Below are 25,917 nucleotides of genomic sequence, written 5' to 3' on the forward strand. Positions count from 1 at the left end.
TCGCCGATCGCGGTGCGACACGCCCTATTCGGGCAACACTTCCAGCCCTCGCCGTTCGCGGCCGTCGCGGTCGATCCATTCCCCGTTCCTGTGGCGCGGGTCGGTGCTCAGGTGCCTGGCGTATGCGTCCAGTGCCGCCGTGCCGATCTCGGCGTGTACCGCCCAGTCGCAACCGTCTGTCTCGCAAGCTATGCGGCTCATGCTTCCCATTCTTCCTGGTAGTCGGGATGATCGGACCAGATGACCGCGATAGCGCGCACGGTCGGACACGGCCACGGCACTCGGTTTGTGTACGGGCCGTCGGCGATTTCGTGGCAGGTGTAGCACGAGCGGGCATCGGGGAAATGCTCCTCCTCGAACACCTTCCGCATCGCCGCGCACTGCCGGAGCACGCGCGCCGGATCGTGCCGAGCGATGTGCCACAAGCCGCCCTGCTGGCGCGCCTCTACCTGGGCGAGGATGAACGCAGGCAGCGGGCCCACGGAGCGTGTCGGATACTCCTCGACCGTGCGCAGCGAAATCGGGTGGGTATCCAGCCCTTCCACCTCAACCCCAGGCTGCAACGGATCTCTCTCGCCGTCTTCCCAGCACCAATGCATACCAGGACGTTCCGGGTCGATCGCGGATCGCGCAATCTGCTCGTCCTCGGCGAGCCGAGCCTCGATGAATTCCTCGATGGTCACTCTTTCGGTCCTCCCAACAGCTCGCGGCTGAACAACGGCTTGTCGCGGATTTCGACCCGTTTGGCGACGAATACGCAGTCGATGCCGGGCATGTGCCGCACGGGGATTCCCCATGCGACCACGCGGCCGACGAGCAGATTCTCGGGCACGATCAGCTCCCAGTCTTCCAGCGCGGTCGACATGCGGAGGTCTTCGATGAGTACGAGCGCGTTCGCCATCGCCTCGAGGTCGCTGGGTTGTCCTGGTGTGCTCACGCTGCTGATCCTCCCTGATTCGCGTGTTCTCCGGCGGCGAGTTTCCGTGCGTCGCCGAGCCGGTACACCTGCACGTCATTCTCGCCGATCCGGTGGTCGGTGATCCTGGTCCCGTATTCGTCGCGGTGTTCCCATCCGCGTGGTTCGATCCGGCGTTCGCGCGCCCACCGGTACAGGGTGCTGCGTGCAATGGGCTGCCCGAATCCGTCCATGACGCGCAGCAGGTCGGCGACCTTGAACAGCCGATCGTCGGCGTGCTCCAGCGCTTCGGCTTTCAGTTCGCTGACGTCGTACCGCCATTTGCAGCGGCGGCAGTGCACGTACGCCTGCCCGATCTCGGCGCGCAGTTCTTGCCCACACGGCTCGAACGTTTTGGCGTCCTTGGTGGTGCACAGTCCGAGGTATTGCCGTTCGGCCGGCCAGATGATGGCGGCGAGTGACCCGATCGCGCCGGACACGTCGCGGGCGAGTTCGTCGGCCGCGTCGTGCATGGCAATCTCGCGCCGGTGGTGGGCGAGCCACACGGCGGCTTGTTCGACCGCTGAGACGGGGTGTCCCAATGCGGCGGCGTCCGGCCGTGGTACGGGCCAGTCGGGCAGCCTGCGCCGGTCCTGGGTCATCTGCACGAGGTAGGCGACATTCACGGCGGGGATGACGCCGAGTTCTTCGCTGATCACCCGGGCCCACCCGATGACGGCGGTTTCGAGCCGCAGCACGGCGCTGTCGCCGATCATGCGACGTCCGCGCCCGGTGGCGCGGATGGGTAGCGGCGGCTCCGAGGGTCGTCCGCCGATGCTGGGTGTGCCGCTGCGGCCGAGTCCGGCGCGGGTGACGGTCAGTTCGCCGATCAGCGCGGGAACCATGAGCAGCTGCTCGGCGAGGCCGTCGACACAGTTGCGGCAGATGACGGCGTTGTGGCCGAGGGGCCGTGCGCATTCGGCGCATTCGATGGCGGTCATCCCCGCCCCTCCTCGTTCAGCACGACGTTCAGTTCGTCCTCGCTCAGCCCGAGGTCGTCGTAGTCGACGGTGTTGCCGTCGCGGATGTTTCGCGCGAGTCGGCGGCCGAGTGTTCGTGCGCCCCGCTGTTCGAGCCGGGCCCCCATTTGGCGGCGTCGTGCTCCGGCGTCGTCGCTGTACAAGCGTTCCAACTCGTCGGCCAGATCGTTGAGCAGTTGCCGCAGTTCTTGTTTGCCGCCGGGGCTCAGGACGGCATGGTCGGTGTAGATGCGCGCGAATTCACGGGCGCGGTCGGGCAGGTCGCTCACGTCATTCCCCATTCGTGCTGGCACTGAGTGCAGGTGCGGATTACTTCGATGTCGACCAGTTCGCTGGACCGCGCAGCCGGTTGCGGTCGCGCCCCGGGGACGCGCAGTGAGTGACAAGCGAAATGGCCACATTTCGGACAGTCGGTGAACGCCTCAAACCGGCGCGGTAGCTGCCGTTCGGGATGCGGGTTTACAGCGTTAAGCGCCTGCTGCGTGCCTGCGGCCTGCGCGGTGAGTTCGTCGGCCCACGGCCGCAGGTCGACCATTCCGCCGGTTGAACCAGTGATCATGTTGCAGATCCAGGCGAGCACGAGATCGCCGAAGGCTCGCAGCATGAGTTCACGACCGCCCTGCCGGCGCCCGGAATTGCGTGCACCGGCAGTGCGTTCCGGTGTGCGGGATCGGGGTTTCGCACAGGTCGAAGATCGGCGAGTGTGCGTAATACGGGTGCCCGCACCGGCATTCGGCGTGCTCGTCGGGCTCCGGGCCGACGTGGCCGCCGCGCCAGGCAACGAACAGCCCGAGGCTGCCCAGGGCGACGGCCGCGAGCGCGGCGATGAGACCAATCTCGAACACGGTCAGTCCAACCCCGCGCGCACGAATGCGCGGCTGAGGAGCCGGTCGGCGTCCATCGAGGTGGAACGCATCGGCGTGGTGACCTCGCCGTCGTACTCCTGGCGCACGACGACGCAGTGCGCGACGACGTACGCGTGCTCGCCTGCGTGGCGTGTTTCGATGGAGTCGACGCGCAGGGTGCGGATGTTGGATTTGCGGCTGTCGCGGAAGTGGTCGCCGACGCGGACCGTTTCGCCGGTCTCGGTGCGGAATTCGTTCATGGTCAGTGCTCCTCGGGTCGGCGGCCGGTCAGGATGGCGACGAGATCGGCGAGCGTGCAGGTCACCCATTGCGCGCCGGGGTCGCCGACGCCGTGCCGTTTGTGGATGACGACCCCGGCGAGGGCGTCGTCATTGCCGCGCTCGGCCTCGGCCTCGGCCGCCCATTCGGCGAGCGCAGTGCGGGTGACGTTCTTGGCCTCGACGACGATCCGGCCGCCGCCGGGCGCACGCAGTCCGGACAGGTCGCCACGGTCTTTAGCACCGGTTTTCGCGCGGCGTTCGATGCGGTCGTCGACGTGCTCGGCGAGGTAGGCGGCGATCGAACTTTCGTGGCGGGTGCCGGCGGTCTTGGCGCTGGCGCGGGAACGGGTCATCGGTGTCCCTCCCGAAGCCACGCGAGGAACTCCGCGGGCAGCTCGTTGCTGGGCCCGCACCAGCACGCGACAGCGGGCGGTGTGCGCCGGTGGCGTGCGCTGCGCGGCCGGTGGATCGGCTGCCGGTGCTGGTCGTAGGCGACGAACGTCCACAGGCGTTCGCGCCCGGGGTTGCGGTTTCGCATGCGCGGGAAGTAGGCGAGGGTCCGCGGTTTCTGGCCTCGGCTCATCAGTGCGCCCCCTGTCCGGTCCACGGCAGGTGCAGCCCATCGCCCTCGCGTCGGGGCACATAGTGCGCGTGAACGTGGGGAACCGTTTGCGTGGCAGCGGATCCGCTCGAGGTGATGAGGTTGTAGTCCTCGCCGCGTCCGGCGGCGTAGTGCGCGGCGCAGAACATCACGTTCCGGACGGCTTTCGCGCTCGGGTGTTCGGCGTGCCAGACGGGCACGAACAGCATGTGGCCGGGCGTGACCGGGTTGAGTGGTTCGAACCAGGCGACGCCGCTGACGCGGCCGACGTACTGGCCGAGGGTGATGCGCTGGCAGAACGGGCAGTCCGGGTTGGTCACGGGGTCACCTCGGCGTTTCGTCGTTGCTGGGCTTGCCAGGCGTAGACGTTGTGAATCGAGCGGTCGCGCTCGGCGATTTCATCGGCGGTCATCCGCTGGCCGTCCGGGTCGTGCTGGAGCATCGGCCCGAATGCCTCGATGCAGCCGTCGCACACATCGCCGACCAGCGCCACGGGCGTACGGCAGCCGGGGAGCACACATGAGGTGAGCAAGGTGTCGGTCACTTCGCATCACCGTTCCGAGCGGCGTTGCGCTGTCGCTCCATGACCAGCTCGTTGAGCAGTCGCCCGGCCCATGATCGGGCGCTGCTCATCGGCATGCGGGTGATGCGTTCGGCCCACCGTTGCAGGTCTTCGTCGGTGGGCCGATCGTCGGCGAGCTTTTCGCGGGCCGCGCGGATCACGATCTCGATGGCGGCGCGGCCTGCGGCCTCGAGCGGCTGGTCGCTATGTACGAGCGCGGGATGGCCGTCGACGGTGACCACCTCGGCGTGCTGCTCATACGGATCACTGGGCGACGCAGCAAGATCAGAGCCGTCGTTGCGACCGGCCAGCGTGGCCGTGGACGGGCCAGCGGCTCGCAGCGCGGCTACATGCTCGCGGACGGCGTCGAAAGCATCCAGCAGCGCGAGCACGGAAGCGGGGGAGCCGTAGTCGCCGGCGAATCGTGTCCATGCGGGGCCGAAGTTGACGCCGCGCAGAATTTCCTCGTGCGCGGCCTGCGCGACGCTGCGCCATTCGGCGATCTGCTGCTCGACCTGGCTGGCGACAACCGTGATCTCAGACATCGCCACGCCCCAGTTCGCTGTTGGGGCACAGTTCGCGCCACACGCGGTTGCCGAAGCGGTTGCGTGCGCTGAAACGCGGTCGGGGCAGGCTGTTCTCGGCGCAGTAGGCGGTCAAGGCGTCCGCGGCGGCGTTCCAGACGCGGGCGTACTCCTCGCGTTCGGTGGGGAACTTCCGGAACGCGACGTTGAGGAACTCTTCGGTGGTCAGCTGTCGCGGCATCTCACGCCCCCCAGTGCTGGACGGACAGCACGCGCAGCGGGATCTCGACGGCGTGCGGCACGACGCCGGGCGTCTCGTGCAGCAGGTGCAGGTAGGCGAGGATGGCGAGCAGGTCACGCATTGCGGTGGTTCTCCTTGCGAGTTCGGTTGGGGCTCAGACGGACTGGACGATGGATTTGCCGGTGAGGCGTGCGACGCAGGGCATCTTCTGCGCCGTGCCGCGTGCGGTGATGCAGGCGTCGTTCGGTGCGGCGTGGCAGCGCGGGCATTCGCGGTCGATCGCGCCGTTCACGTCGTACGCAGCCCAGACGGGATCACCGGCGACGCGGAACGGTGCACCGGGCAGCGCTGCGGCGGTGACGACTTCGGCGTGCACCTGCGCGGCCTTCTCGCTCTCGGCGCGCTGGCGCCGGACTTCGCGGGCGTGGTGCAGCAGGTCGCCGATGCCGATGGTGCGGCCGTCCGTGCAGCCCTCGTAGTAGCGGTTCACGGCCTCGAGCAGGTCGGGGGTCTCCAGCTTCCAGCGTTCGATGGATTCGGCCCAGGCGGCGAGGCGGGCGGTGTCGGGATCGCCGAGCTTGTCGTCGTAGATGCGTGCTCGGGACCAGGCCGCGGCCGCGGCGCGCATCGCGCTGTCGCTGGCGGCGATGTCATTCACGGGTGACTCCTTGGGCGATCATCTGCTCGGCCAGCTCCATCGCGCTGACGGCGCGCGTGGTGGGCTTCCCGTGCCCGTTCTGGGCGGTCTTCGGCGCGGCTTTGTTGACGAAGCTGGGGATCTGGGATGTGGCTGTGATGGGCGAGTTGTGCCAGGCGACGAGGCCGCGGGCGATCTGCTCGACACCGACTCCGCTGGCGAGGCAGTCGTCGACGCGCTGCGCGATATCGGTGAGCACGTTGCCCGGGACGCGGGCGCCGATGGACTGCTCGTACTGGCGGGCGATGGAGTGCGCTTCGGGACTGTGCGAGGTGGCGTTGAGGCGTTCGGCGACTTCGCGTCCTCCGCGTGGCGGCCGCAGTGGCACGAGGGTGCCGCCGGCGGTTGCCGTCTGCCCCTCGTCGCCGCGCGAGTGCGCGCGGTCGTTAGCTACGTCGAGAACGGGACCACTAGTAGGCGCGTCAGCGCCTATATATGGGTCGGGTCGGGTCGGGTAGAGCGGACGGTCGTCGGACACGTCCGGACGCGTCTGCGCGCCGTCCGGCTGGACGTCCGGCCGGACGTTTTCGCGTTTCTGCTGTTCGCGGGCCTTCTTGGCCCTCGCTTCGCGCTTGCGTTCGGCGTCGTCTCGGCGTCGCGTCGTCACGTCGGCGCGCGACGGCTGATACTCTGACCAATCGTTGAAAAAGTATCGGCGCGCGTTCGGCGACGCGTCGTCGCACGACCAGAGCCCTACTTCGACCAGCTTTGCCGCCTGTTTGCGGGTGCCTCCGATGGCTCGGATTTGCCGGTCGGTGATCACTCCGTCGGTGAGGTGACGCGCGCAGTACGCGCCCGCAAGGGTCCACAATCCGATCGCGGCGACGCCAGCGTCGAGCACCTTCGGATGGTCATAGAACGAGTCGTCCACGCGGAACCATGTCATTCGGGCGGTTCACCTCCTTTCGATATCGGCGCGGTAGTACGAATGCGATGTGATGCCCGGCGCCCACGGTGGGGCTGCCGGGCATCGCGATCTACGGGGCGTGAGATGGGTTCACTGATGCCTCCCGCACTGCGTCCCCGCGTGCCGCTCCTCGAGCGCCCCTGCGATCTCGCGCAGCACCTTCGCCGCGTGCGCCCAGCAGGGCGCGCCGGGCGTCACCTCCACTTCGGCGCGTACGGCGGCCGGATTGTCGGGGTCGAGCGCGACGACGACGGAGACGTGCCCGTAGGTGCTCAGGTCCGCCGCGGCGGCGCGCATACGACGCGCCTCCGGGGCGGTTGCGGCGACGCGAATGTCCATGCGGTCCATCACGATTCACCCGCCGGGAACATCGGGTAGTGCGCCGCCTCGAGCGCAGCCTTGTCGGCCGCCTCCTGTGCCTCGCGTTCGGCGCGTCGCGCTTCGGCTGGCGTGGTCTTCTCGGTGCAGTGCGGCCGGTGTTCGACGTGCCACTGGGCGGGGGTCTTGTCGTCGAGCATGAGCAGGATCAGCGGGCAGTTGTTCTCCGGCTCACCGTCGTCGTTCACGCACCGGCGTTCGGGGATCTCGCGGCCGAGGCACACGTTCCACTGCCAGGTCTCCCAGGTGGTGGAGTTCGAGAACGGACGCCCGGCCTGGGCGCCCTTCTCGTACTCCTCGTACGTCTTCACGACGCACCCGTTCCCGCCGCGGCGCTGACGATCTCGGGCAGGCGCGCGGTCCATCCGTCGGCCCATTCTCGCGACCGCACGAGGCTTTCGTCGGTGAGCCGGGTCGGCATCATCAGCCCGAGGAACGACTCGCCGCAGCGGATGAGGATGGACACCGACCGGTGCGTCGCCAGCGTCCGCGTCTCCAGGCTCAGCGGCTCCTTGTAGGTGCTGGCGGCGACCTTGAACCGGCCGAGGTGATCGCCGCTTACGGTCATGTTCTCGATGTCGTCGAGCAGCACCATTTCGCCGGAGTGGGCGCGCTGGATCAGGTCCGGGACAGAGTCCAGGGCGCTTTCGGTGACGAGCCTGGGCATCCGGAACCGGCGGCCGTCGATCATGCCGGAGCAGTCGGTGATGGTGACATGCTCGGCGTCGACGTCCAGGCGCAGCAGGTATTGCGGGCTGTCGTCGCCGGACTCCTTGCCGGACTTGAAGATCGCGAGGATCTTCGCGGTGTCATCGGGCAGCAGCTCGACGATCTCGCCGGGTTCGCCGTCGTGCTCCCATGTGGACGCGATCGCGAGGCCGGCGGTGAACCGGTCGGTCGCGGTGACGGTGAGGTTCTCGGTGCCGATGGTGAACCGGATCCGCGTGAGCTCGGGGATTTCGGGGTCGGTGCAGGCATGCGGACGCACCGCGGTGAGCGCCTGGCGCAGGTCGGCGGTACCGACGATGAGAGTGGTCATACTCGGCTCCCGATGGTGAGGTAGCGGACGTTGCGGAAGGGAACGAGGCTCAGCGAGCGCGCGAGCTTGCAGCCCTCGCACTGGCAGCACATGTCCGGGCGCAGATCGCCGTTGATGTAGACCTCGGTCGGGTGGTCGACGATCACCACCTCGAGCTGGTCGCGCAGATAGAACCGATCCATCCGGCTCTCGGCGAGCTGCTCGTTCTGCTCGGCCTCGCGGCAGTCGCAGGCGAGGTGATGATCGGTGCACCGGTCGTACCGAGGGTCGGCGGTGTCGCGCGGCGGCGAGCTGGTGACCGCGACCGGTTGGCTACGGAAGTAGACGACCGGGCCGACGAGATCGCGCGACGGGCGCGCGATATGTGGGGGCAGAGTGGTAGTCACGCTGTCTCGCTTCCAGAGAGGCGGTACACGATGTCGTTGACGCGGCCGTTCACGTAGACGGCCGCGTCTTCCTGCTCGTCGACGGTCAGGAAGTCATCCCGGGCCGGGCTCTGGTATGCGGCAATCACGTTCGCGAGCTTCTGCTGCTCGACGAGTTCGCGGAGCAGCGGCGCGATGCCGAGTAGAGCGAGAGCGGTTGCGGCGCTGGTGATCTCAATCGGGTTGTCCCACTGCGCAGGCAGCCCGAGCAATCGAGTGGCTTCGGCCAGCGGATCGGGGGCGGTCATCGGGTCGCCCCGCTCACCGCGGCCTCGCCGTCGGCGATCAGCTTGTCGAGGTATTCGAGGGCTTGCGCGTTGTCGTCGTAGAAGAACTCCTCTTCGCCCTCGTCGCGGTCGAGCCCGAGTGCGCGGAGGGCGTAGTCGGCGACATGCTCGCCCGCACCGGATTCTGTTTCCACGTGGTCCACGTAGCCGTCGAGTCCGATGATCAGCTCCGCGCCGTCGAAGTACGCCGTCCATCCGGCGATGCAAGCTGTTGTGCCGCAGGAGTGGTCGCCCGCGCGGAACCAATTCTCTTGAGCATGCTCGGCCGGATGGGCCTTGATGTGGTCGCGGACCTTGCGCGCCAGGGCGAGCTGCTCGAGTGTCTGGATCGGCATCACTCGCCGCCTTCCGCGCCGTCCATCGGCAGCTGCGTGGCAGCGTCGCCGGTCTCGATGGGCCGCTCGAGGAACTCGATCAGCTCGGACGCCTCGCGCTTGGTCAGCTCCTTCGAACTGGTGAACTCGCGCTTGAACTGCTCGGCGAGATAGGCCAGTTTGGCGTCCTTGTCCTCGACGCCGTGCTGCTCGAGCAGGATCGCGACCTTACGCTGCTGGGCGACCGTGCTCATCGGCTCAGGCGGGACGGTCTCCTGCTCACCTGCGGCTGCGGCGTGGTCGTCCTGGTCAGGCTGGGTGGGCGGCGCTACCTCGGTCTGCACATCGGTCGCCGGGGCCTGCCACTGCTGTACCTTCGGCGCCTCGGCTGTGTCGTCCTGATCGAGAACCTCGGCGACGTGAATGCGCTCGGAGGTCGCCCGGACCGGCACCTGATCGGTTTCGAGTTCCTCGGCCGAGTAGGCCATACCGAGCAGCACGTCAGGCGCGGCCCGGCGGCAGGCGTCGGCGAGCGCGCGGGCGTACAGCATCCCTTCGGGGTCGGTCCGGTATTTCGCATTCGACGTGTAGCCGGCCTTCTGAGCGCGCTCAATCGTCCAGGTCGACTCTTCCCATTCGCTGGCCGCGCGGTGCTTGGCGCGCACGATGGCCCGGCGGTCGTTGCTCTCGACGGTCTCGACCTGATGACCGGCGCGTATGAGGAGGGCCTTCATGGTGCGCGCGTACATCGAGGGCGTGCCGTGCACGACGAAAATGTTCTGCAGCGACTGAATCGGGTCGAGGCCGATCAGCTGGCCGTGGTAGATCGCGACCGCGGCTTCCTTTTGGCCGCCGCGCTTCTTGCCGTCCTTGTCGACTCCGCCGTCGTAGGCGCGGACCGTTTTGTGGATGAGGGCCGCGATCTGGTCTGCGGCGTGCAGTGCTGCGAGGTGGTCGTTGAGATGCGCGGCCATGTTCGCGGCAGGCGCAAGCGCGAGACCAGCGGACGGCCGGGTGATATCGAGTTCGGTGGTCACTGGGCGTATTCCTCCCGTTTGTAAGCCCGAGTGGGCAGGTCGATTGCGTGAATGCAGGTTTCGTGGCTCGGCCATTCCCCGGTGGCGAGACACTGGGCGTAGATCTCGAGCGCGCGAGCGTTGTCGCGCTCGCCGAGTTCGACGGCGCGGTCCGGCAGCTCGACGACGTACGGCTCGTACGGCGGCGAACTGCACACGACCACGAACACGAACCCGGTGGTCACACCGAGCAGCCGAAACGCCTTCTGGTAGAACGCCTGTTGCCGGTGGTAGCCGAACTTCTCGACGCTCCACATGAATTGGTCGGGGCCCGGCTCGGCCGAGGTTTTCAGGTCCGCGATCACCGCGCTGTTCGCGCCGGTCCAGTGCGTCCAGTCCGCGCGCACCCGCAGCATCACGCTGGTGTCCGGGTCACGCACCCACGCCGAGAGTTCCGGCTCGCCCGACGCGAGCAGGTTCGCCGCGACCGGGTGTGCGCGGATCCGGTCCGCGGCTTCGTGTGCGGCCGCGTACTCCTTCGGCCGCATCGGGATCTTGTCGTCGGCCCGGATCTCCGCGACGCGTTTCTTGGCGTCCTTCGAGTTCCACAGCTGGTGTCCGCTGTCGACGATCGACGTGCCGGTGCCGAGCACGAGCGTGTGTACCGCGGTGCCCCAATCCATTTCGTCCGACGGCGGTTTCGGGTTGTCCCGCTCCCACAGCCAGCGGTGCGGTGTCACCTCGAGCAGGCGACGCACCTGCGTGGACGAGATCGAGTCCCGGTCCGCGTGATAGACCGACTCCGGAACGCCGCTGTAGAAGTCCGGATCGCTCGGTGCACCGTGGCTCATGCGCTCAGCTCCTCAGCGACGCGCAGCACGGCCTGATACGTGTACCGCCGGATGCTCTTCTGTGCCTTGCTCGGGGTGAGTGCAGAGATGAGGCTCGGTGGCCTGAGCCCCGCCTCCTGGGCAATCTTGTAGGTGCTCCACCCGGTGTCGCGTTTGATGCGCTCGATCACCATGTGCAGCTCGCCGATCGGGAGGTATTCCCGGCACACGTCGCAGACCTTGTCGTCGGCTGGGATGCGGTGCCCGTAGTCGCACACCCGGGTCGCCTTGCGGCGCTTCAGCTTCGAGTGGCACCGCGAGCACACGCCGCCCGTGCCCTCACGGTGATCGCGGCCGTCCGGCGCGGGCCGCGACATGGGTTCGTGGCACTCGCTGCACAGCGCCTCTTGCCGCAACCCAAGCATGTCGAGCAGGTCGGCGCAGTCGGCGGCGTCGAGCGCGTGCGTGGCGACAGTGAGCCGCGCGGCGGTCACGGTCTTCGCGTCGAGACGCGGTACCTCGAGCTGGTGCTCGGTCATCTCGGCGGGCATTACCGGATCGCCCCCGTCCGTGCGTTGAGCTGGGCGATCCGGGCGATCTTCGAGGCACTCTCGGTGAACATGCGATCGAACGGCACGCAGACGACGACGGCCAGCTGTTCGGCCTCCGGGATTGTGACCGCGCGTCGGCCATGCTCGAAGTTGGTGACCGTGGCCGCATTCCAGCCGCGCCCGAGCCTGTACCGCATGCGCTGGGCGACGTGCTGGTGAGTCAGCTCGAGGGCGTTGCGCGCCGAGATGAAGTTGCGGACAAATCGCGAATGTGCGTCCATCACCACACCCCGATCTGCTCGTCGCGCTCACGGTCGGCGGCGTAGTCCTCGGGGCCGTCGACGGTGGGCGCGCCAGTGCCGCCGCAGGCGTCACAATCGGAGTCGTCGCGGGGATCGTCGAGGCCGGTGCCGACGCACGATGCGCACGGCTGGAGCCGCCTCCCGATGAACTCGATGTCGCTCACTGCATGCTCCCGCCGATGTAGCGGACGTACGCGACGCCGTTGACCGAGCGGCCTTCGAACTCGTCGGCTGGCAGAGCCGGGAAGATGTCGCGACAGATGCGCACGCGGACCTGTCCTGCGCTCTTGGGTGTCAGTGAGGTAGGCCAGATGGCCCACTCGCCGGGGCGTGCACGCAGGGCGTCAGCGAATCGGCGCAGCATGGCGGACTTCTCGCGGCCCCAGCTAGCGGCCGGGCGCGGCCGAGGCGAAGGCTTGGGCAGCTCCGCAACGAACGTGAACTCACTCACTGCACGCTCCCGCCGGTCATCGCCGACAGCGGAGCGGAGTTCAGCTCAGCAGCGCGCACGGCGTGCACCTGCAGGCAGTACTCGCACCAGTTCGCCTCGTACGAATGCGCGTGACGGATGTGCATGCGCGCACCGCGCTGGTGCGCGTTCTCGTAGGGCTCGTACCAGGCCATCAGCTCACCGCCTTGGCGCGGTCGGAGGATCCCTCGGCGGCCAGCTCGTCGAGCAAGCGGCCGAGCTTGTCGTAGGTGCTGCGGCGCGCGGTCGAGTGCTTCCAACTGGGCGCCATGAGCGAGATCAGCGACGTCGGCGGAATGTCGACCATCTCAGCGATAGCGCGGATGCTCTCGCCGGTGGCTTGCCTGATCAGCTCCACGACGCGCCGAACCTCTTCTACCGGAACGCTTTCGCCGGTCGCCGCGGGCACGATCGCGGGTGGTCGAGTCGGCCGCGGTTCGACGGCGGCGAGGCGGGCCCGCAGATCGTCCATCGCGTCATCGCTCGGGACGCGGACCGCCTCGGCAGCGGGCTCGTCGACTTCGGGGGCCCGGACGGTGTCGACGGTCGTGGTGTACGTGATGTCGATGCCGTCGTGGCGCGGACGGACGACGGCATCACCAGGGATCAGCGCCGAAATATCGACGAGCTGGCGCAGATCGGAAAGATAGAATTCGTCGACGCCGTCCGGTACGCGCAGCGACGCGGTCTCGACGACGCATTGCTGGCGGCTCGTGGTGATCTCGGCAGCCCCGATGGGGCTCGTATCCTCGGTCATCACGCGCCCGCCTTGCGGGAGTGCTTCGCCGCCCAGGCGTCCGGCGTATCCCATTCGGCCGCAGCCGCCTCGGCCGCCGCGTGCTTCGGCTCGGCGTAGGCGGAGTAGTGGAGGATGCCGCCGAGGCGTGTGATCATGTGCGCGGCGAATTCCTGGACGCTGCCGTTGTGTCTGATGTGGTGTGCCACTGCTATAGTCCTTCCGTTCGTTTGTGGCCTAGAGGGCGCGCTCTGCGGTGGATGCTGGAGCGCGCCCGGCCATTTCGGGGGTTAGTTGTCGGCGCGGGTGAGGGTGAGGTCCTGGACCTTCACCGCGACGGCGTTGGGCGGGATCACGATGAAGTCGGGGCCGGTCAGGAAGTCGTTCTTGATGAAGCCGGGCGTCCCGATCTCGCACGCCAAATCGGCGCAGACCTCGTAGTAACCGGTGCCGTTGTAGCCGTGCGGAGTTGCGCGGTAGGTTCCGGCGGCGATCTGGTCCGCGCCGGTCCCGATCAGCCAGCGGCCGTCCGTGGTCAGCGGGTTCGGCGCGGTCGTGGTGGTCGGCGCGATCGGCATCTCGGAGGTGGGGGCGACGTAGGACAAGTTCGGGTCGGTGTACTTCGCCGCGTACTCGCCTGACGCGGAGTCCGGCTTGCAGGCCGCGAGCGAAACGGCCGCGAGGGTAGCGCCGACGGCGACGAGTGCGGCACGCTGGATGTTGAACATCTTTTCTCCTGAAGGGTGTTCACTGTCCCGGCGAGCTACGACCTCGCCGGGGCTTTCTATGGGGTCAGTTGGGCGTGCTGCCCGGCGCATGGAGCGGATCAGCCTGCGCCGGGCGCACGGTCTCCTGATCTGCGTCAGGGGACGATTGAGTTGCATGTGCCTGCGCGTGCTGGTCGGCGTATTGGCGCAGGAGATGAGCGACCACGTCGGACGGGACGGCGATTTCGTCCCTTTCGAAATAGGTGAGTTGGTAGCCTTCTGGGCCCAGAGAGCTGGGGCGAATAACCAGAACGATCTGCGCTTCATCCAGTGCCGCAGCAAGGTTGAGCGAGATGCTGACGTGGACGTCGCTCACCGGGCACCGCCTGCGGGGTGCCGGCGGATCGCTCCGGCGAGCTGCTCGTCGCGCTCGTGCAGGTGGACGATGCGCAGCGGGCGGACGTTGCCGCGGTCGATTTCCAGCGGGGCCGGATCGGCGGCGCGTTTCTCGGCAGCCCGGCGGTGTTCGGCGTTGGCGTCGGCGAGACGCTGCCGAGCCAGTTCGGCGGCTGCGCTGGCCATGTTCGCCTTATGGATGGCCACGACCGCCGCCACGACGCAGATGGCGGCAGCGGAGGCGAACAGCGTGATCACGACAGCGGGCCCATCGTCGCGGTGAGCAGCCACGCGATACCGAGCGTGACGAACACGACCGCGCTCGCGGCCGCCAGCCACAGGCCGAAAGCGTGACGCTGTCCGAAGTCACGCCATGTCGGGATCTGGCGGCGGTTCACCGGCGTCGGCCCGTGCGCTCGTAGTACTCGGGCGTGCCGACCATGAACGGGCGCAGCTTCGCGTCCTGCTTCGCCTTTTGCTCGGGCGTGAGGCGGCCTACGTGGTCGGCGAGCGCGGACGGCGCTTCACCCTTCAGCACCTTGGCCAGGTGGATGTCGTCGTGAAATCCGAACGCCCGCGCGGCTTCCGGAGAGTAGATGCTCACGACGCCGCCGCTTCCGCGTTCTCGGCGGCACGCCGATCGCGCAGGTCTTCGATGTCGGAGCGCTCGAACAGGAACGCGCCGGTCTTGCCGGGCAGCTTGCGCACGGGCTTGACGTCTCCGCTGCTCACCCAGCGGATCAGGGTGCTCTTGTCGACCTCGAGCAACTTGCTCGCCTCCTCGGAGGTGAGGAGGTCTGTTGGGATGTCCATACGCCAACTATTGCACAATGGCTAATGGTCGTGCAATAGCTGTCGGTCTGCTGAAACGCGGTGCATCAACTGTTGCGCAACGGTGACCCAACCCGCAATAATTAGTGCATGAGCGACGCACTAGAGACGATGGCCTACACGCCGTCCGAACTCGCCCAGAGCCTGGGGGAGAGACTTACCAAGGGAATGAAGTTGGCCGGCATATCGCGGGCTGAGATGGCCGAGTACCTCGGCGTCGGGCAGTCGACCGTCACCACTTGGACGAGCGACCGGATCACACCCAGCGTGCAAACGCTGCGCCTCTGGGCGCTGCGCACGGGGGTGCCGTTCGAATGGCTGAAGACAGGAAAAATCCCCCACCCGGATGGAGGACCGGAGGAGGGATTGTCGGCAAAGCTCCCCCATCTGGACTCGAACCAGAAACCTGCCGATTAACAGTCGGCTGCTCTGCCAATTGAGCTATAGGGGATTGCTCCCGGTTGCCGTATCGGGCGACCGAGGAGAAACTTTAGCGTATCGCTGGTCGCGACCCCAAATCGTGCCTCTACCTGGGAGTTGTTCGGATGAGTAGGGAGGGGCTGGTGGGAGTGGTGGGGTTGGGGTGGTGGTTCCAGTGCTCGATCTCGCCGGACGGCACGGTCGGCTGCGAGCGGATCACCGCGGGCTGAGATGCGCGTCGGCCCCGTCGTCATCGTCGACGGAGCCGTTTTCGTATGCATTGGCGCGAGTCGGCCACCCGGACAACCTATTTGCCGTATGTTAACCCCGTGGAGCATCTAGCGACTCTGGAGTCACCGGACCCGGCCACACATGCGACGGCAATGGTGGGCCACCATTACATCGCCGAGGATCACTATGTCGTCGGCAGGGAGAAGATCCGCGAATACGCCAAGGCTGTTCAGGACTACCACCCCGCACATCACGATGAGAAGGACGAGTTCGCTTCGGGATCAGGGGGGTTGCTGGCACCGCTGACATTCGTCTCTCCGATGACTATGCACGCACAGCGCAAACTGCTCGAACAGATCGCGATCGGATACGACCTGAGTCAGATGATCCAGACCGATCAGATCATGCGATTCCATCGGCCGATCGTGGCAGGTGACCGTTTGAGCTGCGAAGTAGCGCTGGACTCGTTCCGGCAGGTACGCGGCCGCGACATGATGGTGCTGGTGACCCGCGTGTCGAATCAGCGCGACGAACTCGTGCACACCGCGTACGGCACGCTGTTCCTGGGATATCGCGACGACACCGCCGACACGCTCGCCGACACCGCGCGCCGCCTGGTCGCGCACGATATGTCGAGTATGGTGCCCGAGCGCACGCATGGGACCGGTCCCACCACGCCCGTCCGGACGCCTCAGCCCGGCCGTGATGGGCTCATGACCGTCGAATCGCCCGCGCCGCGTGGCCGCCGCATCGGTGAGGTGTCGGTGGGCGAGGAGTTACCGCAACGCAGCGTCCGCCTGAGCCGAGGGGATCTGGTGAACTACGCCGGTGTCTCCGGCGACGGCAATCCCATCCACTGGAGTGACGAGTTCGCTGTCCTCGTCGGGCTCGATACCGTTGTCGCGCATGGTGTTCTGACCATGGGCATCGCCGCCGGTCATATCACCTCCTGGCTGCGCGATCCGAGCGCGGTGCAGGAATATTCGGTCCGGTTCGCCAACCCGGTCTACGTCGAGCAGTTGCGCGGTGCGACGATCGCTCTCGCCGGGACTGTCAAATCGCTGGACCCGGACACCGGCACCGCGGTGATCGCGATGAACGCCACCAGCGGGGGCCGGAGGATATTCGGACACCGCACGGCGATGAAAGTCCGTCTGGCGCAAGACTGATCGCCGCCGACGACACGATCGGAAGTATATTCATGGCAGACGAGAACACCCGGACCTACGACGTCATCGTGCTGGGTGCGGGTCCGGTCGGCGAGAACGTCGCCGACCGGACCATCGCCGCCGGACTGAGTACCGCCATCGTCGAATCCGAATTGGTCGGCGGCGAATGTTCGTACTGGGCTTGCGAACCCAGCAAGGCATTGCTGCGGCCGGTGCTGCTGTACGGGGAGGCGTCGCGGTTCCCGGGAGTGGGTTCCGCGGTCACCGGGCCGATCGATGCGGCGGCGGTGCTGCGGCATCGCGACTATATGGTCGCCGATTGGGACGACAAAGGTCAGGTGGACTGGGTCGCTTCGGCCGGTATCACGCTGTTGCGCGGGCACGGCAGGCTCGCCGGGCCACGGCAGGTGACGGTCGAGACCACCGAGGGTGAAACCGTCCGGCTGACCGCCCGGCAGGCCGTGGCGGTATGCACCGGCAGCCGGGCGGCTCTGCCGTCGCTGCCGAATCTGGACACGCTGCGTTATTGGACGAGTCGCGAGGCCACCAGCGCCGAGCAGGTGCCGGGGCGTCTGGTGATCCTCGGCGCGGGCGTGGTCGCCGTCGAGATGGCCACCGCCTGGCAGGCGCTGGGCGCGCAGGTCACGCTGGTCGCACGCGGCTCCGGACTGCTGGGCCGCATGGAATCCTTCGCCTCGGACCTGGTCGCCGATCGGCTGCGGACCGCGGGGGCGGACCTGCGGTTCGGCTCGGGTATCGCCGCGGCCGAACGTCCGGACGGCCCGGACGGCGAGATCCGCGTGACCCTCACCGACGGCAGCCGGATCGTCGCGGACGAACTGCTTTTCGCGACCGGCCGCGCACCCCGCACCGACGATATCGGGCTCGACGCCATCGGTCTGAAGCCGGGGACGTGGCTCACCACCGACGACACGTTCACCGTCGACGCGGTCGAAGGCGACTGGCTGTACGCCGTCGGCGACGTGAATCACCGTGCGCTGCTTACTCATCAGGGCAAATACCAGGCGCGGATCGCCGGCGGCGTGATCGCGGATCGGGCGCGCGGGGCGGGGCTGGACACCGGCACTTGGGGCAGGAGCGTCGGCACCGCCGATCATCTGGCCGTACCGCAGGTGGTCTTCACCGATCCGGAGATCACCGCGGTCGGGCTCACCAGCCAGGACGCCGAGCGTGAGGGCCGCGCGGTGGATGTGGTCGACTACGAGATCGGTCATGTGGCCGGTGCGGTCCAGCACGATCCGAAATACGTTGGCAGAGCGCGTGTTCTGATCGATCCGGAGCGTCGCACACTCCTCGGCGCCACCTTCGCCGGCGCCGGAGTCGCCGAACTCCTGCATTCGGCGACGATCGCGATCGCCGGGGAGGTCACCATCGATCGACTGTGGCACGCGGTCCCGTCGTTCCCGACCATCAGCGAGGTCTGGCTGCGGCTGTTGGAGGCCTACCGCGACCGGCAGGCCGGTTCGACTGGCGGGCAATAGTTTTCGATGTCGGCCCGGCTGCCCTCCGGATCGTGCGTGATCCGGAGGACAGCTGCCGATATCCGGGCTGCTACCAGGTCAGCACAGGTTTGACGACGCGCCCCGCGCGCTGATCGGCCAGGGCCGCATTGATCTCGGTGTACGGATACCCGCGCACCAGGCGTTCCAGCGGCAGCCGTCCGGCGGCGTGCAGGGCCAGCAGCTCGAGAATGAACTGCCGGGGCACCGCGTCACCTTCGAGACAACCGCGAATCATCTTACCGGACAGCACGATATCGCGCAGATCGATCGGCGGGACTCCGGCGCCGAGACCGACGACCACAGCCACGCCGCCGATTCCCAAGGCCGCCACTGCATTCGCGAGCACCTCGGGACGCCCGGTCGTATCCAGCGCGTGTGTGGCGCCGCCCCCGGTCAGGCCCGATATCGCCGCGGTGGTATCGCCGTCGGCCGGATCGAGCGCCTGAGCCGCGCCGAATTCCAGTGCCAGGGAACGACGTTCGGGAGAGAGCTCGACCACGATCACATCGATGTCCGGGAGCGTCTTCGCGGCCAGCAGCGCGGCCATGCCGACGGCTCCGGCCCCGTAGACGACGACTGCGGCTCCCGGTTCGGGCCGCAGGGCATTGAGCACCGCACCCGCGCCGGTCTGGAATCCGCAGCCCAGGGGAGCGGCGAGCACCGGATCGGTTCCGGCCGGGACGACCACGGTGTTGTCCGCGGTGGTCAGGGCGTATCCGGCGAAGCTGGACTGCCCGAAGAAGCCGTCGCGCACGGCGGTCTCGCCGATGCGCACCCGCGGCGTGCGGTCCGGCCGCGCTCCGAATTGGTTCAGCTCGGTCGCGCGGGCGCAGTACGCCGGACGGCCGAGGCGGCAGTTCCGGCACGCACCGCAATGCCGAAAGCTCAGCACGACTTGGTCACCCGGCCGCACATCCCGCACGTCCGCGCCGACCGCTTCCACGACGCCCGCGCCCTCGTGCCCGAGCAGCACCGGCCGGTCGGCCGCACCGGCCGCGCGGGACACCAGATCGGTGTGACAGATCCCGGCGGCCACGATGCGCACCAGGATCTCATCCCCGCGCGGGTCGTCGATCTCGACCGGCTCGATGGTGAACTCGCTGCGGGGGTCGCGGGAGATCGCGGCCGATGTGGTCGGCATCAGGCGCGCTCGAGCAGGAAGTAGAAGTATTCGCCGTCGGCCAGCACCAGATCGGGGCGGCCGTTCATGATGCCCATGAGCGCGTTGTCGCCGAGTCGCTTGAAGTGGTCGAAGACCGGACGCTTGTCGTAGACCATCGTCGCGGTGACCTCGCCGCGGAACTCGACGTTCCACAGCGACGCCTCACCGCCGCCGCCGAGTTCGACATTGGAGAACAACGAGCCGTCCTCGGCCCGGCAGATCAGTGGTTTGGCCTCGAACAGGGAGACGAACGTCTTGCCGTACCAGCGGCTGTGGTCCAGCGCGCGGCACAGCGGATGTCCGGTGCGGAAGGCTGCTCCCTGCCATTCGCCCAGGATGTCCTCGGCGCGCACGGTCTCGAGTCCGGCCCACAGCTGGTCCAGCTCCGTGGTGGGAACTCCGCCGGGCAGCGCCGCGAGCTCGCGCCAGGGTCGGATCGTGTCGGTCATCTCATCTCCGCTCTTGCCGAACCATTTGGTTCGGGAAATCTACACCCGAACCAAATGGTTCGGCAAGATAGGATTCCAGGATGCGTTCAGCCGGACATGCCACGAAGGAGCGGATTCTCGCCGCCGCCAAGGCGGAATTCGCTCGGTACGGGGTCGCGGGGGCGCGGATCAACCGGATCGCCGCGGCCGCCCACGCCAGCAAGGACCGGCTGTACGCGTACTTCGCGGGCAAAGAGGAGTTGTACGCGGCGGTGACCGCGCAGTGGGTGACCGAGACGACCGCCGAGACCGCGCTGGACGCCGGGGACATCCCCGGGTACATCGGCCGCCTGTTCGACCACTACCTGCGGTATCCGGACGACGCCCGGTTACAGGCGTGGGCGGATATCGAACGCACCGAGATCCCCGCGGCCGAGGCGGCCATCCGAGACGCGGTGACGCCCAAGCTCGCCGAGATCCGGCGAGGTCAGGCGGCGGGACTGATCACCGACACCTTCCACCCGCTGACGCTGCTCACTCTGCTCACCGATCTGGCCCGCACCTCGGCGGTGCACGCGATGCACGACCATCGCGCCGATGTCGGTGAACTCCGGGCGGCAACGATGCTCGCCGCGCGGCGGCTCATCGCCCCGTGAGGGGGGACGCGAGTGAGGTCCATAACGGTTCGGCCGATATCGGCGTAGAGAGGGCTGAACGGCATCCGGACCGGGAACTCCTGTGCAACCCCCGAGTGCAGGGGGAACGAGGAGGTCCGTCATGAACGAACTCGTCTGCGGCGACTGCTGGCGCCGCGAAAATCTGACCTTCGCTCAGCGTCTGGATCCGGCGTTCATCCGCCACGGATCCCGGTATCTGTGCCCGGAACACCGCGCCCTGCGTGCGGAGTTGTGCCGGGTGCCCGGCCCGGTGCACAGGCGCCTGCCCGGACCGACGCAGAACCGGGCGGCCTGAACCTTTCTCGCTCCCGGATGTCGTGGTTCGATCGGATCATGACCGACCACGTCGACAACCCCCGAATCGTCACCGCCCGACGCGAAATCGCGGCCGACGCCGCGCGGATCTTCGAACTGATCGCGGATCCCGCACAGCAGCCGCGCTGGGACGGGAACGACAATCTCGCATCCGCATCCGAGGGACAGCGTGTGCGCGCGGCCGGGGAGGTGTTCACCATGGAGCTCACCATCGGCCAGATCCGGCAGAACCATGTGGTGGAGTTCGAGGAGGGCCGCCGCATCGCCTGGCGGCCCGCCGAACCCGACCGTGAGCCGCCGGGACATCTGTGGCGGTGGGAGCTCGAACCGGCGGGTCCGGGCCGCACTCTGGTCACCCACACCTACGACTGGACGCTGCTGACCGACGAGAAGCGCCAGGTCCGTGCTCGCGCCACCACCGCGGACAAACTCCTCGGTTCGGTGGACCGGCTCGCGGAGATCAGCGAGAAGGACTGAGACGCAACGCCGTTCGGGCCGTCACACGTCGACCGGAACGAGTTCCTCGGCCAGAACGGAGCGTTCCCCGTTCAACGTCCAGTCCCCGGGCAGCCCCTCCACTCGCATGGTGTCGCCCTCGGCCTCGATGCCGACCGTGATCGGGCCGAGTCGCAGGTCGGTCAGCATCAGCTGTCCCCAGCGCTCGGGTAGCCGAGGTGCGAGCTCGAGCGTCCGGTTCGGCACGTCCGGGGACAGGCCCAGGAACGACCGCACCAGCAGCAGCGGGGCGGCGCTGGCCCAGGCCTGCGGTGAACACGACGTCGGATACGGCACCGGTGCGCGGAACTGCTCGCGGCCGAATCCGCAGAACAGCTCCGGCAGCCGCCCGTGGAAGTACAGCGCCGCGTCGAGCAGTCCCCTCGCCAGGCGTTCGGCCAGTTCGCACGCGCCGGGAATGTGCCGGTACCGCATCAGTCCGGCCACCGCCAGGGCGGTGTCGTGCGGCCAGATCGAACCGTTGTGGTAGCTCATCGGGTTGTACGCGCCCATCGCGGTGGACAGGGTGCGCAATCCGAATCCGCTGTCCATATCCGGGCCGGCCAGCCGCGCGATGAGCTGCTCGGCGCGCTCGTCGGAGACGATGCCGGTCCACAGACAATGCGCGACATTGCTGGACAACGCGTCGATCCGGCGTTTGCGATGATCGAGCGCCAATGCGTACCAACCCTTTTCAGGGACCCAGAACGCTCGGTCGAAATGCTCTTTCAGCTCCGCGGCCTGATGCTCCAGGCGCAGCGCGGCGTGCTCGTCGCCCCGCGCCCGCGCCAGCTCCGCACCGGCCAACCGCGCGGCGTAGGTGTAACCCTGTACCTCGCACAGGGCGATCGGCGGCTCGGCCAGCCGGCCGGTGACATCGCTGATCGAGTCGAAGCTGTCCTTCCATCCCTGATTGACCAGTCCGCGATCGGTTTTGCGGCGATACTCGACCAGACCGTCGTCATCGCAGTCGCCGAAATGTTCCAGCCAATCCAGCGCCGCGTGGGCGGCCGGGGCCAGCTCGGCGACCACGGACTCGTCCGCGCCCCAACGGCGGCACTCGGCCAGCAGCATCACGAAAAGCGGTGTGGCATCGACCGATCCGTAGTAGACGCTACCGCCCAGCACGCGCTCACCGGCGGGCCCGCGCCGCATCTCGTGCATGATGCGCCCGGGTTCCTCCTCGGTGATCGGATCGACCGTCGTGCCCTGCAATGTCGCCAGCTGACGCAGCGTGCCCACGGCCAGTTCGGAATCCAGCGGCAGCGCCATCCACGAGGTGAGCAGGCTGTCCCGCCCGAACAACGTCATGAACCAGGGCGCACCCGCCGCGACATAGGTGGGCAGTCCGCCGCCCTCGTCGATCCGCAGCGCGCCCAGATCGTTCTCGGTGCGCCGCAGGATGTAGGTCAGGCGCGGGTCGGTGGAGGTGAGATCCGTTGAGGTGGCCCGCCATGCGGTCATCCGGGTGGTCGGGCTGTCGTCCTCACCGCAGGAGATCTGCACCCGGCGGTGCCCGGCGACCGGCTGGGCGAACACCTGGGCCCGCCACTGATTGCGCGCGGGCACCACCACCCGCCAGCTCAGCGCGCCCGGCAGCACCACGGGATCGCCTGTGGCACTGACGATCAGGCCACGACCGGGATCGGTGTGGTCGGTGAAGTGCAGTTCCGATCCGGCGACGGTGACCTCGGCGCTGCCGTGATGACTGCGGCCCTCCTTGACCAGGAACAGGTCCGCGAAATCCGCCTCGGCGTGCAGAGTCAGCCGCAGGGCGGTGTCCTCGTGACCGAGATTATGCACTGTCACAGTCTCTTTCAGCCCGTCGCCGATCAGGCGGCTGCGCACGATCAGCAGTGTGCTGTCGGCCGCGCCCGCCCGCGGTGGAACGCGCATCACGAAGCGCGCCTTGAACGATTCGGGGGTCAGCACCGTCAGTTGTTCGGCGTGGGTTCCCTCGACCCGCAGCTCCCAGCGCGAGATCGTGCGGGTGTCCCGGTAGAACAGGCCCTGCGCGGTGCCGGGATGGATATCGCCGAGATTGTCGGACAGACAGAACGTATTCGCTTCGACCAGCGTGATCGTCGACTGGCCGCCGCCCAGGCCGACGGGCGGTCCGACGTTGAACACCTGCGGCGCGTTCACGATGCCACCTCCGTGATGAATGCGAGCGCCGCGCTCATGCGTTGCTCACCCGGGTCTGCGCGACGGCCGGGGGTCGCACGACCATGGTGCTCACCGAACCGCCGCCGAGTAGCGCCGTGGCGTGTTGTGGGGCAAGGGCTTCGAGATATGCCGACTCGTATCCCGCGCTGAGCCGGTCGACGCAGAAATGCTCCTCGACGCGGCGGCGGCATTTCTCGGAATCGATCTCGCGCACCGCCTCCAGTGCTGCGGGCAGTTCGGCCTCGTCATCGCAGATGATGCCGGTGACGCCGTCCTCGACCACCTCCTCGACCGCGCCGCCCCGCAGCGCGACAACCGGTGTGCCACAAGCCATCGCCTCGATCATCACCATGCCGAAGGGTTCCTCCCAGCCGATCGGGAACAGCAGGCAGCGCGCCGAGGCCAGCAGCAGTCGTTTGGCGACGGCGTCCGCCTCACCGAAGACGCTGTCGTCGGCGGTGAGTAGCGGTCGCACGTGCGATTCGAAGAACGCTTTCTCTTCCGGCTCATTGCATTTCGCGGCGAGCACCAGCCGCAGGCCCGCGGCGTGCGTGGCCCGCAGCGCCCGGTGCGGGCCCTTGTACTCCGCGTAGCGGCCCAGGAACAGCGCGTAGTCCTTCTTCTCCTGCCGGAACGGCCATTCGCTCGGGCGGACCGCGTTGTATACGCGTCCGACCCAGTTCAGATCCGGGGCCAGACTGCGTTGCCGGTCGCTGATGGCGACCAGATGGGCGGTGTCGTTCAGGGCGCGGTAGTACTCGCCCGGATCGCCGTCGACCGGGCCGTGCACGGTGACGATCGTCGGAATGCCCAGTTCGGTGTAGAAGGGGGCGTTGAGCGGCCCGGCGAAGGTGTGGTCGTGCACGATATCGATGTGATCGACCGCCGCGATCCGCTCGATCGCCTGCCGGACCTTGAGCGCATTGTGGACTTCCGGGCCCGCCTGGCCCAGTAGTTGGGGAATCGTGGCATCCCACACCGGGACGAAACGTGCTCTCGTACCGTTCTTTCCGGCGCCGAGCAGGGTCACCCGATGTCCGCGCTCGATCAGGGCGTCGGCCAGTTCGGCGACCACGGCCTCCACGCCGCCGTAACCGGCCGGCGGCACGTCGAAATACGGCGGCGCGACCATGACGATGTGCAGTGGACCACCGGGAACGGGCAGTTCGCGAACCGTCGAATCGGCAGGGGAAACGGTGCTGCTCACGATATTCCTCCTCAGCTACGGTGCTGTGAGTCAGTGACGAAGCAGAACATCGGTGTGGATTTGTCGAACCGAACAGGCGCTGGACATACGAGAACTCGGTGCTGGCACCGCCGAGCACCGGGGTGAATCGGAGCGAAACTTTTCAGCTGCGGCAACGCGGGCGGCGCACACGTCGCAGGTGCCTCCTGCCCTTGATACCGATACCACGCTACTACGATTGCCGGGCAATTGGACAACTCCTGGCAACCTTTCGGTGCGCGGCCGGGCGGACCCTGCGGCGCTCGAGGCCGGTGTGGGCGTGCCGGTGATGTTTTGGTTGACTTCGGATATGGCCGATCTCTTCGTCAAGATCTGTGGGCTGCGGACCGAGCGGGACGTGGATGTCGCCGTGGCGGCCGGCGCCGACGCGATCGGATTCGTCTTCGCGGCCGGTCCGCGCACCGTCGACGGGCCGACCGCGCGCCGGCTCGCCGCTCGTGTGCCCGCCGATGTGCTGACCGTCGGCGTCTTCCGCGGCCAATCGGTCGAGCAGGTTCGCGAACTGACCGAATACAGCGGTATCCGCGCGGTTCAGTTGCACGGCGACGAGGGGCCGGACTACTACGCGACGTTGCGCCTGCCCGGCCGCACCCTGATTCGTGCGGTCGCGGCCGGGCGGCAGCCGCCGCGCACCGGTGAGTTCGGCGAGGACCTGCTGCTGCTGGACGCCCCGGACCCCGGCTCGGGCAAGGCGTGGAACTGGGGTGCGCCCGACTTCGCCGCGCCTGCCGGGCGCTGGCTGCTGGCCGGTGGCCTGCGCCCGGACACGGTGCGCGCTGCGGTCGAGGCGACCGGGGCGTGGGGAGTGGACGTCTCCAGCGGCGTGGAGAGCGAGCGGGGCGTCAAATCACCCGAGCTGATCCGGGCCTTCCTCGCCGCCGCCCGCGCCTAGATCGAGCCTTACGGAACTGCTGGCGATTTTCCAGCTATTACCGGCAATCCGGACGATTTCCAGGCCCGGAAACCGCCGGCCAGATCAGTGGCCCGATGCAGTCCGAGGTCCTGGGCCGCGGCGGCGGCCAGACTCGTGGCGTAGCCCTCGTTGCAGACGATCACGACCGGGGTGTCGGCGGTCGGATCCGGCAGTCGATGATCGCCGCTCGGATCCAGCCGCCATTCCAGCACGATGCGTTCCATCACGACGGCACCCGGTGAACGAGCCCTCGAATTCTCCGCCCTCGCATCGCGATTGCCACCGGCCCCCGATCACC

The 25,917-nt window shown here is 67.9% G+C and carries 47 protein-coding genes, 1 tRNA gene and 1 pseudogene; 7 read left to right on the forward strand and 42 right to left on the reverse strand.

All coding sequences use genetic code 11. From position 1 onward, the window contains the following. Positions 1-197: 197 nt before the first annotated feature. From NV1_RS15080 to NV1_RS15245, 36 genes are all read right to left on the reverse strand, one after another. Positions 198-683 (reverse strand): DUF6221 family protein, encoded by a 486-nt coding sequence (locus tag NV1_RS15080; RefSeq protein WP_067891250.1) that lies wholly within the window; start codon positions 681-683, stop codon positions 198-200. Beyond that, the gene (locus NV1_RS15085) at positions 680-937 is read right to left on the reverse strand and encodes a hypothetical protein (protein WP_157116934.1); all 258 of its coding nucleotides are present in this window, start codon (positions 935-937) and stop codon (positions 680-682) included. The genes NV1_RS15080 and NV1_RS15085 overlap by 4 nt, the downstream gene beginning before the upstream one ends. Beyond that, entirely contained in the window at positions 934-1,896 is a 963-nt protein-coding gene (locus NV1_RS15090) for a hypothetical protein (RefSeq protein ID WP_067891256.1), read from the reverse strand. Before NV1_RS15090 ends, NV1_RS15085 begins: the two co-directional genes overlap by 4 nt. After that, positions 1,893-2,204 (reverse strand): hypothetical protein, encoded by a 312-nt coding sequence (locus NV1_RS15095; RefSeq protein ID WP_157116936.1) that lies wholly within the window; start codon positions 2,202-2,204, stop codon positions 1,893-1,895. The genes NV1_RS15090 and NV1_RS15095 overlap by 4 nt, the downstream gene beginning before the upstream one ends. Further along, positions 2,201-2,539: a hypothetical protein gene (locus tag NV1_RS15100; RefSeq protein WP_067891262.1), complete on the reverse strand. Its 339-nt coding sequence runs from the start codon at positions 2,537-2,539 to the stop codon at positions 2,201-2,203. Before NV1_RS15100 ends, NV1_RS15095 begins: the two co-directional genes overlap by 4 nt. Positions 2,540-2,543: 4 nt before the next feature. Next, entirely contained in the window at positions 2,544-2,780 is a 237-nt protein-coding gene (locus NV1_RS15105; RefSeq protein WP_067891265.1) for a hypothetical protein, read from the reverse strand. A 2-nt stretch (positions 2,781-2,782) separates the two neighbouring features. Continuing rightward, positions 2,783-3,040: a hypothetical protein gene (locus tag NV1_RS15110; protein ID WP_067891268.1), complete on the reverse strand. Its 258-nt coding sequence runs from the start codon at positions 3,038-3,040 to the stop codon at positions 2,783-2,785. Positions 3,041-3,042: 2 nt separating this feature from the next. Beyond that, positions 3,043-3,414 carry a hypothetical protein gene (locus NV1_RS15115; protein WP_067891271.1) on the reverse strand — a complete coding sequence of 124 codons (372 nt, stop codon included), beginning with the start codon at positions 3,412-3,414 and terminating at the stop codon, positions 3,043-3,045. Then, positions 3,411-3,644 (reverse strand): hypothetical protein, encoded by a 234-nt coding sequence (locus tag NV1_RS15120; protein WP_067891274.1) that lies wholly within the window; start codon positions 3,642-3,644, stop codon positions 3,411-3,413. The genes NV1_RS15115 and NV1_RS15120 overlap by 4 nt, the downstream gene beginning before the upstream one ends. Further along, positions 3,644-3,982: an HIT family protein gene (locus NV1_RS42150; RefSeq protein WP_218026980.1), complete on the reverse strand. Its 339-nt coding sequence runs from the start codon at positions 3,980-3,982 to the stop codon at positions 3,644-3,646. The genes NV1_RS15120 and NV1_RS42150 overlap by 1 nt, the downstream gene beginning before the upstream one ends. Continuing rightward, positions 3,979-4,206, reverse strand: coding sequence for a hypothetical protein (locus tag NV1_RS15130; protein ID WP_067891277.1), 228 nt, complete (start codon positions 4,204-4,206; stop codon positions 3,979-3,981). Before NV1_RS15130 ends, NV1_RS42150 begins: the two co-directional genes overlap by 4 nt. Continuing rightward, positions 4,203-4,769: a hypothetical protein gene (locus NV1_RS15135; protein WP_067891279.1), complete on the reverse strand. Its 567-nt coding sequence runs from the start codon at positions 4,767-4,769 to the stop codon at positions 4,203-4,205. The genes NV1_RS15130 and NV1_RS15135 overlap by 4 nt, the downstream gene beginning before the upstream one ends. Next, positions 4,762-4,989 (reverse strand): hypothetical protein, encoded by a 228-nt coding sequence (locus NV1_RS15140; RefSeq protein ID WP_067891282.1) that lies wholly within the window; start codon positions 4,987-4,989, stop codon positions 4,762-4,764. The genes NV1_RS15135 and NV1_RS15140 overlap by 8 nt, the downstream gene beginning before the upstream one ends. A 154-nt stretch (positions 4,990-5,143) precedes the next feature. Then, a complete protein-coding gene (locus tag NV1_RS15145; RefSeq protein WP_067891284.1) occupies positions 5,144-5,647 on the reverse strand; it encodes a hypothetical protein in 504 nt (167 codons plus the stop codon). Then, positions 5,640-6,557, reverse strand: coding sequence for a hypothetical protein (locus NV1_RS15150; RefSeq protein ID WP_157116938.1), 918 nt, complete (start codon positions 6,555-6,557; stop codon positions 5,640-5,642). The genes NV1_RS15145 and NV1_RS15150 overlap by 8 nt, the downstream gene beginning before the upstream one ends. A gap of 126 nt (positions 6,558-6,683) precedes the next feature. Continuing rightward, complete coding sequence (locus tag NV1_RS15155) at positions 6,684-6,932, reverse strand: hypothetical protein (RefSeq protein WP_157116940.1); 249 nt, start codon at positions 6,930-6,932, stop codon at positions 6,684-6,686. An 8-nt stretch (positions 6,933-6,940) separates the two neighbouring features. Next, entirely contained in the window at positions 6,941-7,282 is a 342-nt protein-coding gene (locus NV1_RS15160) for a hypothetical protein (RefSeq protein WP_067891295.1), read from the reverse strand. Next, positions 7,279-8,010, reverse strand: coding sequence for a hypothetical protein (locus NV1_RS15165; protein ID WP_067891299.1), 732 nt, complete (start codon positions 8,008-8,010; stop codon positions 7,279-7,281). Before NV1_RS15165 ends, NV1_RS15160 begins: the two co-directional genes overlap by 4 nt. Next, positions 8,007-8,396: a hypothetical protein gene (locus NV1_RS15170; protein ID WP_067891302.1), complete on the reverse strand. Its 390-nt coding sequence runs from the start codon at positions 8,394-8,396 to the stop codon at positions 8,007-8,009. The genes NV1_RS15165 and NV1_RS15170 overlap by 4 nt, the downstream gene beginning before the upstream one ends. Beyond that, positions 8,393-8,683, reverse strand: coding sequence for a hypothetical protein (locus tag NV1_RS15175; RefSeq protein WP_067891304.1), 291 nt, complete (start codon positions 8,681-8,683; stop codon positions 8,393-8,395). Before NV1_RS15175 ends, NV1_RS15170 begins: the two co-directional genes overlap by 4 nt. After that, positions 8,680-9,057, reverse strand: coding sequence for a hypothetical protein (locus tag NV1_RS15180; RefSeq protein ID WP_067891307.1), 378 nt, complete (start codon positions 9,055-9,057; stop codon positions 8,680-8,682). Before NV1_RS15180 ends, NV1_RS15175 begins: the two co-directional genes overlap by 4 nt. After that, positions 9,057-10,073 (reverse strand): hypothetical protein, encoded by a 1,017-nt coding sequence (locus tag NV1_RS15185; protein ID WP_067891310.1) that lies wholly within the window; start codon positions 10,071-10,073, stop codon positions 9,057-9,059. The genes NV1_RS15180 and NV1_RS15185 overlap by 1 nt, the downstream gene beginning before the upstream one ends. After that, positions 10,070-10,903: a PD-(D/E)XK nuclease-like domain-containing protein gene (locus tag NV1_RS15190; RefSeq protein WP_067891313.1), complete on the reverse strand. Its 834-nt coding sequence runs from the start codon at positions 10,901-10,903 to the stop codon at positions 10,070-10,072. Before NV1_RS15190 ends, NV1_RS15185 begins: the two co-directional genes overlap by 4 nt. Beyond that, a complete protein-coding gene (locus NV1_RS15195) occupies positions 10,900-11,421 on the reverse strand; it encodes a hypothetical protein (protein WP_169813328.1) in 522 nt (173 codons plus the stop codon). Before NV1_RS15195 ends, NV1_RS15190 begins: the two co-directional genes overlap by 4 nt. Positions 11,422-11,432: 11 nt before the next feature. After that, entirely contained in the window at positions 11,433-11,714 is a 282-nt protein-coding gene (locus tag NV1_RS15200; protein ID WP_067891319.1) for a helix-turn-helix domain-containing protein, read from the reverse strand. Continuing rightward, the gene (locus tag NV1_RS15205) at positions 11,714-11,899 is read right to left on the reverse strand and encodes a hypothetical protein (protein WP_067891321.1); all 186 of its coding nucleotides are present in this window, start codon (positions 11,897-11,899) and stop codon (positions 11,714-11,716) included. The genes NV1_RS15200 and NV1_RS15205 overlap by 1 nt, the downstream gene beginning before the upstream one ends. Further along, complete coding sequence (locus NV1_RS15210) at positions 11,896-12,186, reverse strand: hypothetical protein (protein ID WP_067891324.1); 291 nt, start codon at positions 12,184-12,186, stop codon at positions 11,896-11,898. The genes NV1_RS15205 and NV1_RS15210 overlap by 4 nt, the downstream gene beginning before the upstream one ends. Further along, positions 12,183-12,359, reverse strand: a complete 177-nt coding sequence (locus NV1_RS43515) for a hypothetical protein (RefSeq protein WP_157116942.1) — start codon at positions 12,357-12,359, stop codon at positions 12,183-12,185. Before NV1_RS43515 ends, NV1_RS15210 begins: the two co-directional genes overlap by 4 nt. Next, positions 12,359-12,961: a hypothetical protein gene (locus NV1_RS15215; protein ID WP_067891327.1), complete on the reverse strand. Its 603-nt coding sequence runs from the start codon at positions 12,959-12,961 to the stop codon at positions 12,359-12,361. Before NV1_RS15215 ends, NV1_RS43515 begins: the two co-directional genes overlap by 1 nt. Further along, a complete protein-coding gene (locus NV1_RS15220; RefSeq protein WP_067891329.1) occupies positions 12,961-13,149 on the reverse strand; it encodes a hypothetical protein in 189 nt (62 codons plus the stop codon). The genes NV1_RS15215 and NV1_RS15220 overlap by 1 nt, the downstream gene beginning before the upstream one ends. A gap of 81 nt (positions 13,150-13,230) precedes the next feature. Continuing rightward, positions 13,231-13,668: a hypothetical protein gene (locus tag NV1_RS15225; RefSeq protein WP_067891333.1), complete on the reverse strand. Its 438-nt coding sequence runs from the start codon at positions 13,666-13,668 to the stop codon at positions 13,231-13,233. Positions 13,669-13,732: 64 nt separating this feature from the next. Further along, positions 13,733-14,023, reverse strand: coding sequence for a hypothetical protein (locus NV1_RS15230; RefSeq protein WP_067891336.1), 291 nt, complete (start codon positions 14,021-14,023; stop codon positions 13,733-13,735). Then, positions 14,020-14,301 (reverse strand): hypothetical protein, encoded by a 282-nt coding sequence (locus NV1_RS15235; protein WP_067891338.1) that lies wholly within the window; start codon positions 14,299-14,301, stop codon positions 14,020-14,022. Before NV1_RS15235 ends, NV1_RS15230 begins: the two co-directional genes overlap by 4 nt. Continuing rightward, positions 14,298-14,441 carry a hypothetical protein gene (locus tag NV1_RS43520; RefSeq protein WP_157116944.1) on the reverse strand — a complete coding sequence of 48 codons (144 nt, stop codon included), beginning with the start codon at positions 14,439-14,441 and terminating at the stop codon, positions 14,298-14,300. The genes NV1_RS15235 and NV1_RS43520 overlap by 4 nt, the downstream gene beginning before the upstream one ends. Then, the gene (locus NV1_RS15240) at positions 14,438-14,647 is read right to left on the reverse strand and encodes a hypothetical protein (RefSeq protein WP_067891341.1); all 210 of its coding nucleotides are present in this window, start codon (positions 14,645-14,647) and stop codon (positions 14,438-14,440) included. The genes NV1_RS43520 and NV1_RS15240 overlap by 4 nt, the downstream gene beginning before the upstream one ends. After that, positions 14,644-14,856, reverse strand: a complete 213-nt coding sequence (locus NV1_RS15245; RefSeq protein ID WP_067891344.1) for a helix-turn-helix domain-containing protein — start codon at positions 14,854-14,856, stop codon at positions 14,644-14,646. The genes NV1_RS15240 and NV1_RS15245 overlap by 4 nt, the downstream gene beginning before the upstream one ends. Positions 14,857-15,042: 186 nt before the next feature. Between NV1_RS15245 and NV1_RS42155 the strand changes: the two genes are divergently transcribed. Continuing rightward, positions 15,043-15,291 (forward strand): helix-turn-helix domain-containing protein, encoded by a 249-nt coding sequence (locus NV1_RS42155; RefSeq protein ID WP_281181831.1) that lies wholly within the window; start codon positions 15,043-15,045, stop codon positions 15,289-15,291. Here the strand turns inward: NV1_RS42155 and NV1_RS15255 are convergent. Continuing rightward, positions 15,253-15,325, reverse strand: a tRNA-Asn gene (locus NV1_RS15255). The two genes, NV1_RS42155 and NV1_RS15255, sit on opposite strands and share 39 nt — an antisense overlap. Before the next feature lie 298 nt (positions 15,326-15,623). Between NV1_RS15255 and NV1_RS15260 the strand changes: the two genes are divergently transcribed. Together NV1_RS15260 and NV1_RS15265 are read left to right on the forward strand one after the other, a co-directional pair. Continuing rightward, positions 15,624-16,694: a fused (3R)-hydroxyacyl-ACP dehydratase subunits HadA/HadB gene (locus tag NV1_RS15260; protein WP_245713726.1), complete on the forward strand. Its 1,071-nt coding sequence runs from the start codon at positions 15,624-15,626 to the stop codon at positions 16,692-16,694. 32 nt (positions 16,695-16,726) lie between these two features. Then, entirely contained in the window at positions 16,727-18,196 is a 1,470-nt protein-coding gene (locus tag NV1_RS15265) for a dihydrolipoyl dehydrogenase family protein (protein WP_067891350.1), read from the forward strand. Between the two features lie 70 nt (positions 18,197-18,266). On the opposite strand, the gene NV1_RS15270 is transcribed toward NV1_RS15265, so the two are convergent. Both NV1_RS15270 and NV1_RS15275 read right to left on the reverse strand, forming a co-directional pair. Further along, on the reverse strand, positions 18,267-19,358 hold the full coding sequence (locus tag NV1_RS15270) for an NAD(P)-dependent alcohol dehydrogenase (RefSeq protein ID WP_067891353.1): 1,092 nt from the start codon (positions 19,356-19,358) through the stop codon (positions 18,267-18,269). Continuing rightward, a complete protein-coding gene (locus NV1_RS15275) occupies positions 19,358-19,828 on the reverse strand; it encodes a DUF4334 domain-containing protein (protein ID WP_067891356.1) in 471 nt (156 codons plus the stop codon). The genes NV1_RS15270 and NV1_RS15275 overlap by 1 nt, the downstream gene beginning before the upstream one ends. Positions 19,829-19,908: 80 nt before the next feature. Between NV1_RS15275 and NV1_RS15280 the strand changes: the two genes are divergently transcribed. The 3 genes from NV1_RS15280 to NV1_RS15290 all read left to right on the forward strand — a co-directional run bounded on the left by NV1_RS15280 (position 19,909) and on the right by NV1_RS15290 (position 21,276). Next, complete coding sequence (locus tag NV1_RS15280) at positions 19,909-20,463, forward strand: TetR/AcrR family transcriptional regulator (RefSeq protein WP_067891359.1); 555 nt, start codon at positions 19,909-19,911, stop codon at positions 20,461-20,463. Positions 20,464-20,584: 121 nt separating this feature from the next. Beyond that, positions 20,585-20,779 carry a hypothetical protein gene (locus NV1_RS15285; RefSeq protein WP_067891362.1) on the forward strand — a complete coding sequence of 65 codons (195 nt, stop codon included), beginning with the start codon at positions 20,585-20,587 and terminating at the stop codon, positions 20,777-20,779. A gap of 38 nt (positions 20,780-20,817) precedes the next feature. Beyond that, positions 20,818-21,276 carry an SRPBCC family protein gene (locus NV1_RS15290; protein ID WP_067891938.1) on the forward strand — a complete coding sequence of 153 codons (459 nt, stop codon included), beginning with the start codon at positions 20,818-20,820 and terminating at the stop codon, positions 21,274-21,276. Positions 21,277-21,297: 21 nt separating this feature from the next. On the opposite strand, the gene NV1_RS15295 is transcribed toward NV1_RS15290, so the two are convergent. Further along, on the reverse strand, positions 21,298-23,439 hold the full coding sequence (locus tag NV1_RS15295) for an amylo-alpha-1,6-glucosidase (protein WP_067891365.1): 2,142 nt from the start codon (positions 23,437-23,439) through the stop codon (positions 21,298-21,300). Positions 23,440-23,473: 34 nt separating this feature from the next. Then, on the reverse strand, positions 23,474-24,592 hold the full coding sequence (locus NV1_RS15300; protein WP_084525428.1) for a glycosyltransferase family 4 protein: 1,119 nt from the start codon (positions 24,590-24,592) through the stop codon (positions 23,474-23,476). Between the two features lie 403 nt (positions 24,593-24,995). On the opposite strand from NV1_RS15300, the gene NV1_RS15305 reads away from it, so the two are divergent. Beyond that, positions 24,996-25,598 carry a phosphoribosylanthranilate isomerase gene (locus NV1_RS15305; RefSeq protein WP_157116946.1) on the forward strand — a complete coding sequence of 201 codons (603 nt, stop codon included), beginning with the start codon at positions 24,996-24,998 and terminating at the stop codon, positions 25,596-25,598. 8 nt (positions 25,599-25,606) lie between these two features. Here the strand turns inward: NV1_RS15305 and NV1_RS15310 are convergent. Next, positions 25,607-25,879, reverse strand: a pseudogene (locus NV1_RS15310) (rhodanese-like domain-containing protein); the annotation flags it as partial. Between the last annotated feature and the right edge of the window lie 38 nt (positions 25,880-25,917).

The sequence above is a fragment of the Nocardia vaccinii NBRC 15922 genome, assembly GCF_001613305.1.
In the GTDB taxonomy this organism is placed as follows: Bacteria; Actinomycetota; Actinomycetes; order Mycobacteriales; family Mycobacteriaceae; genus Nocardia; species Nocardia vaccinii.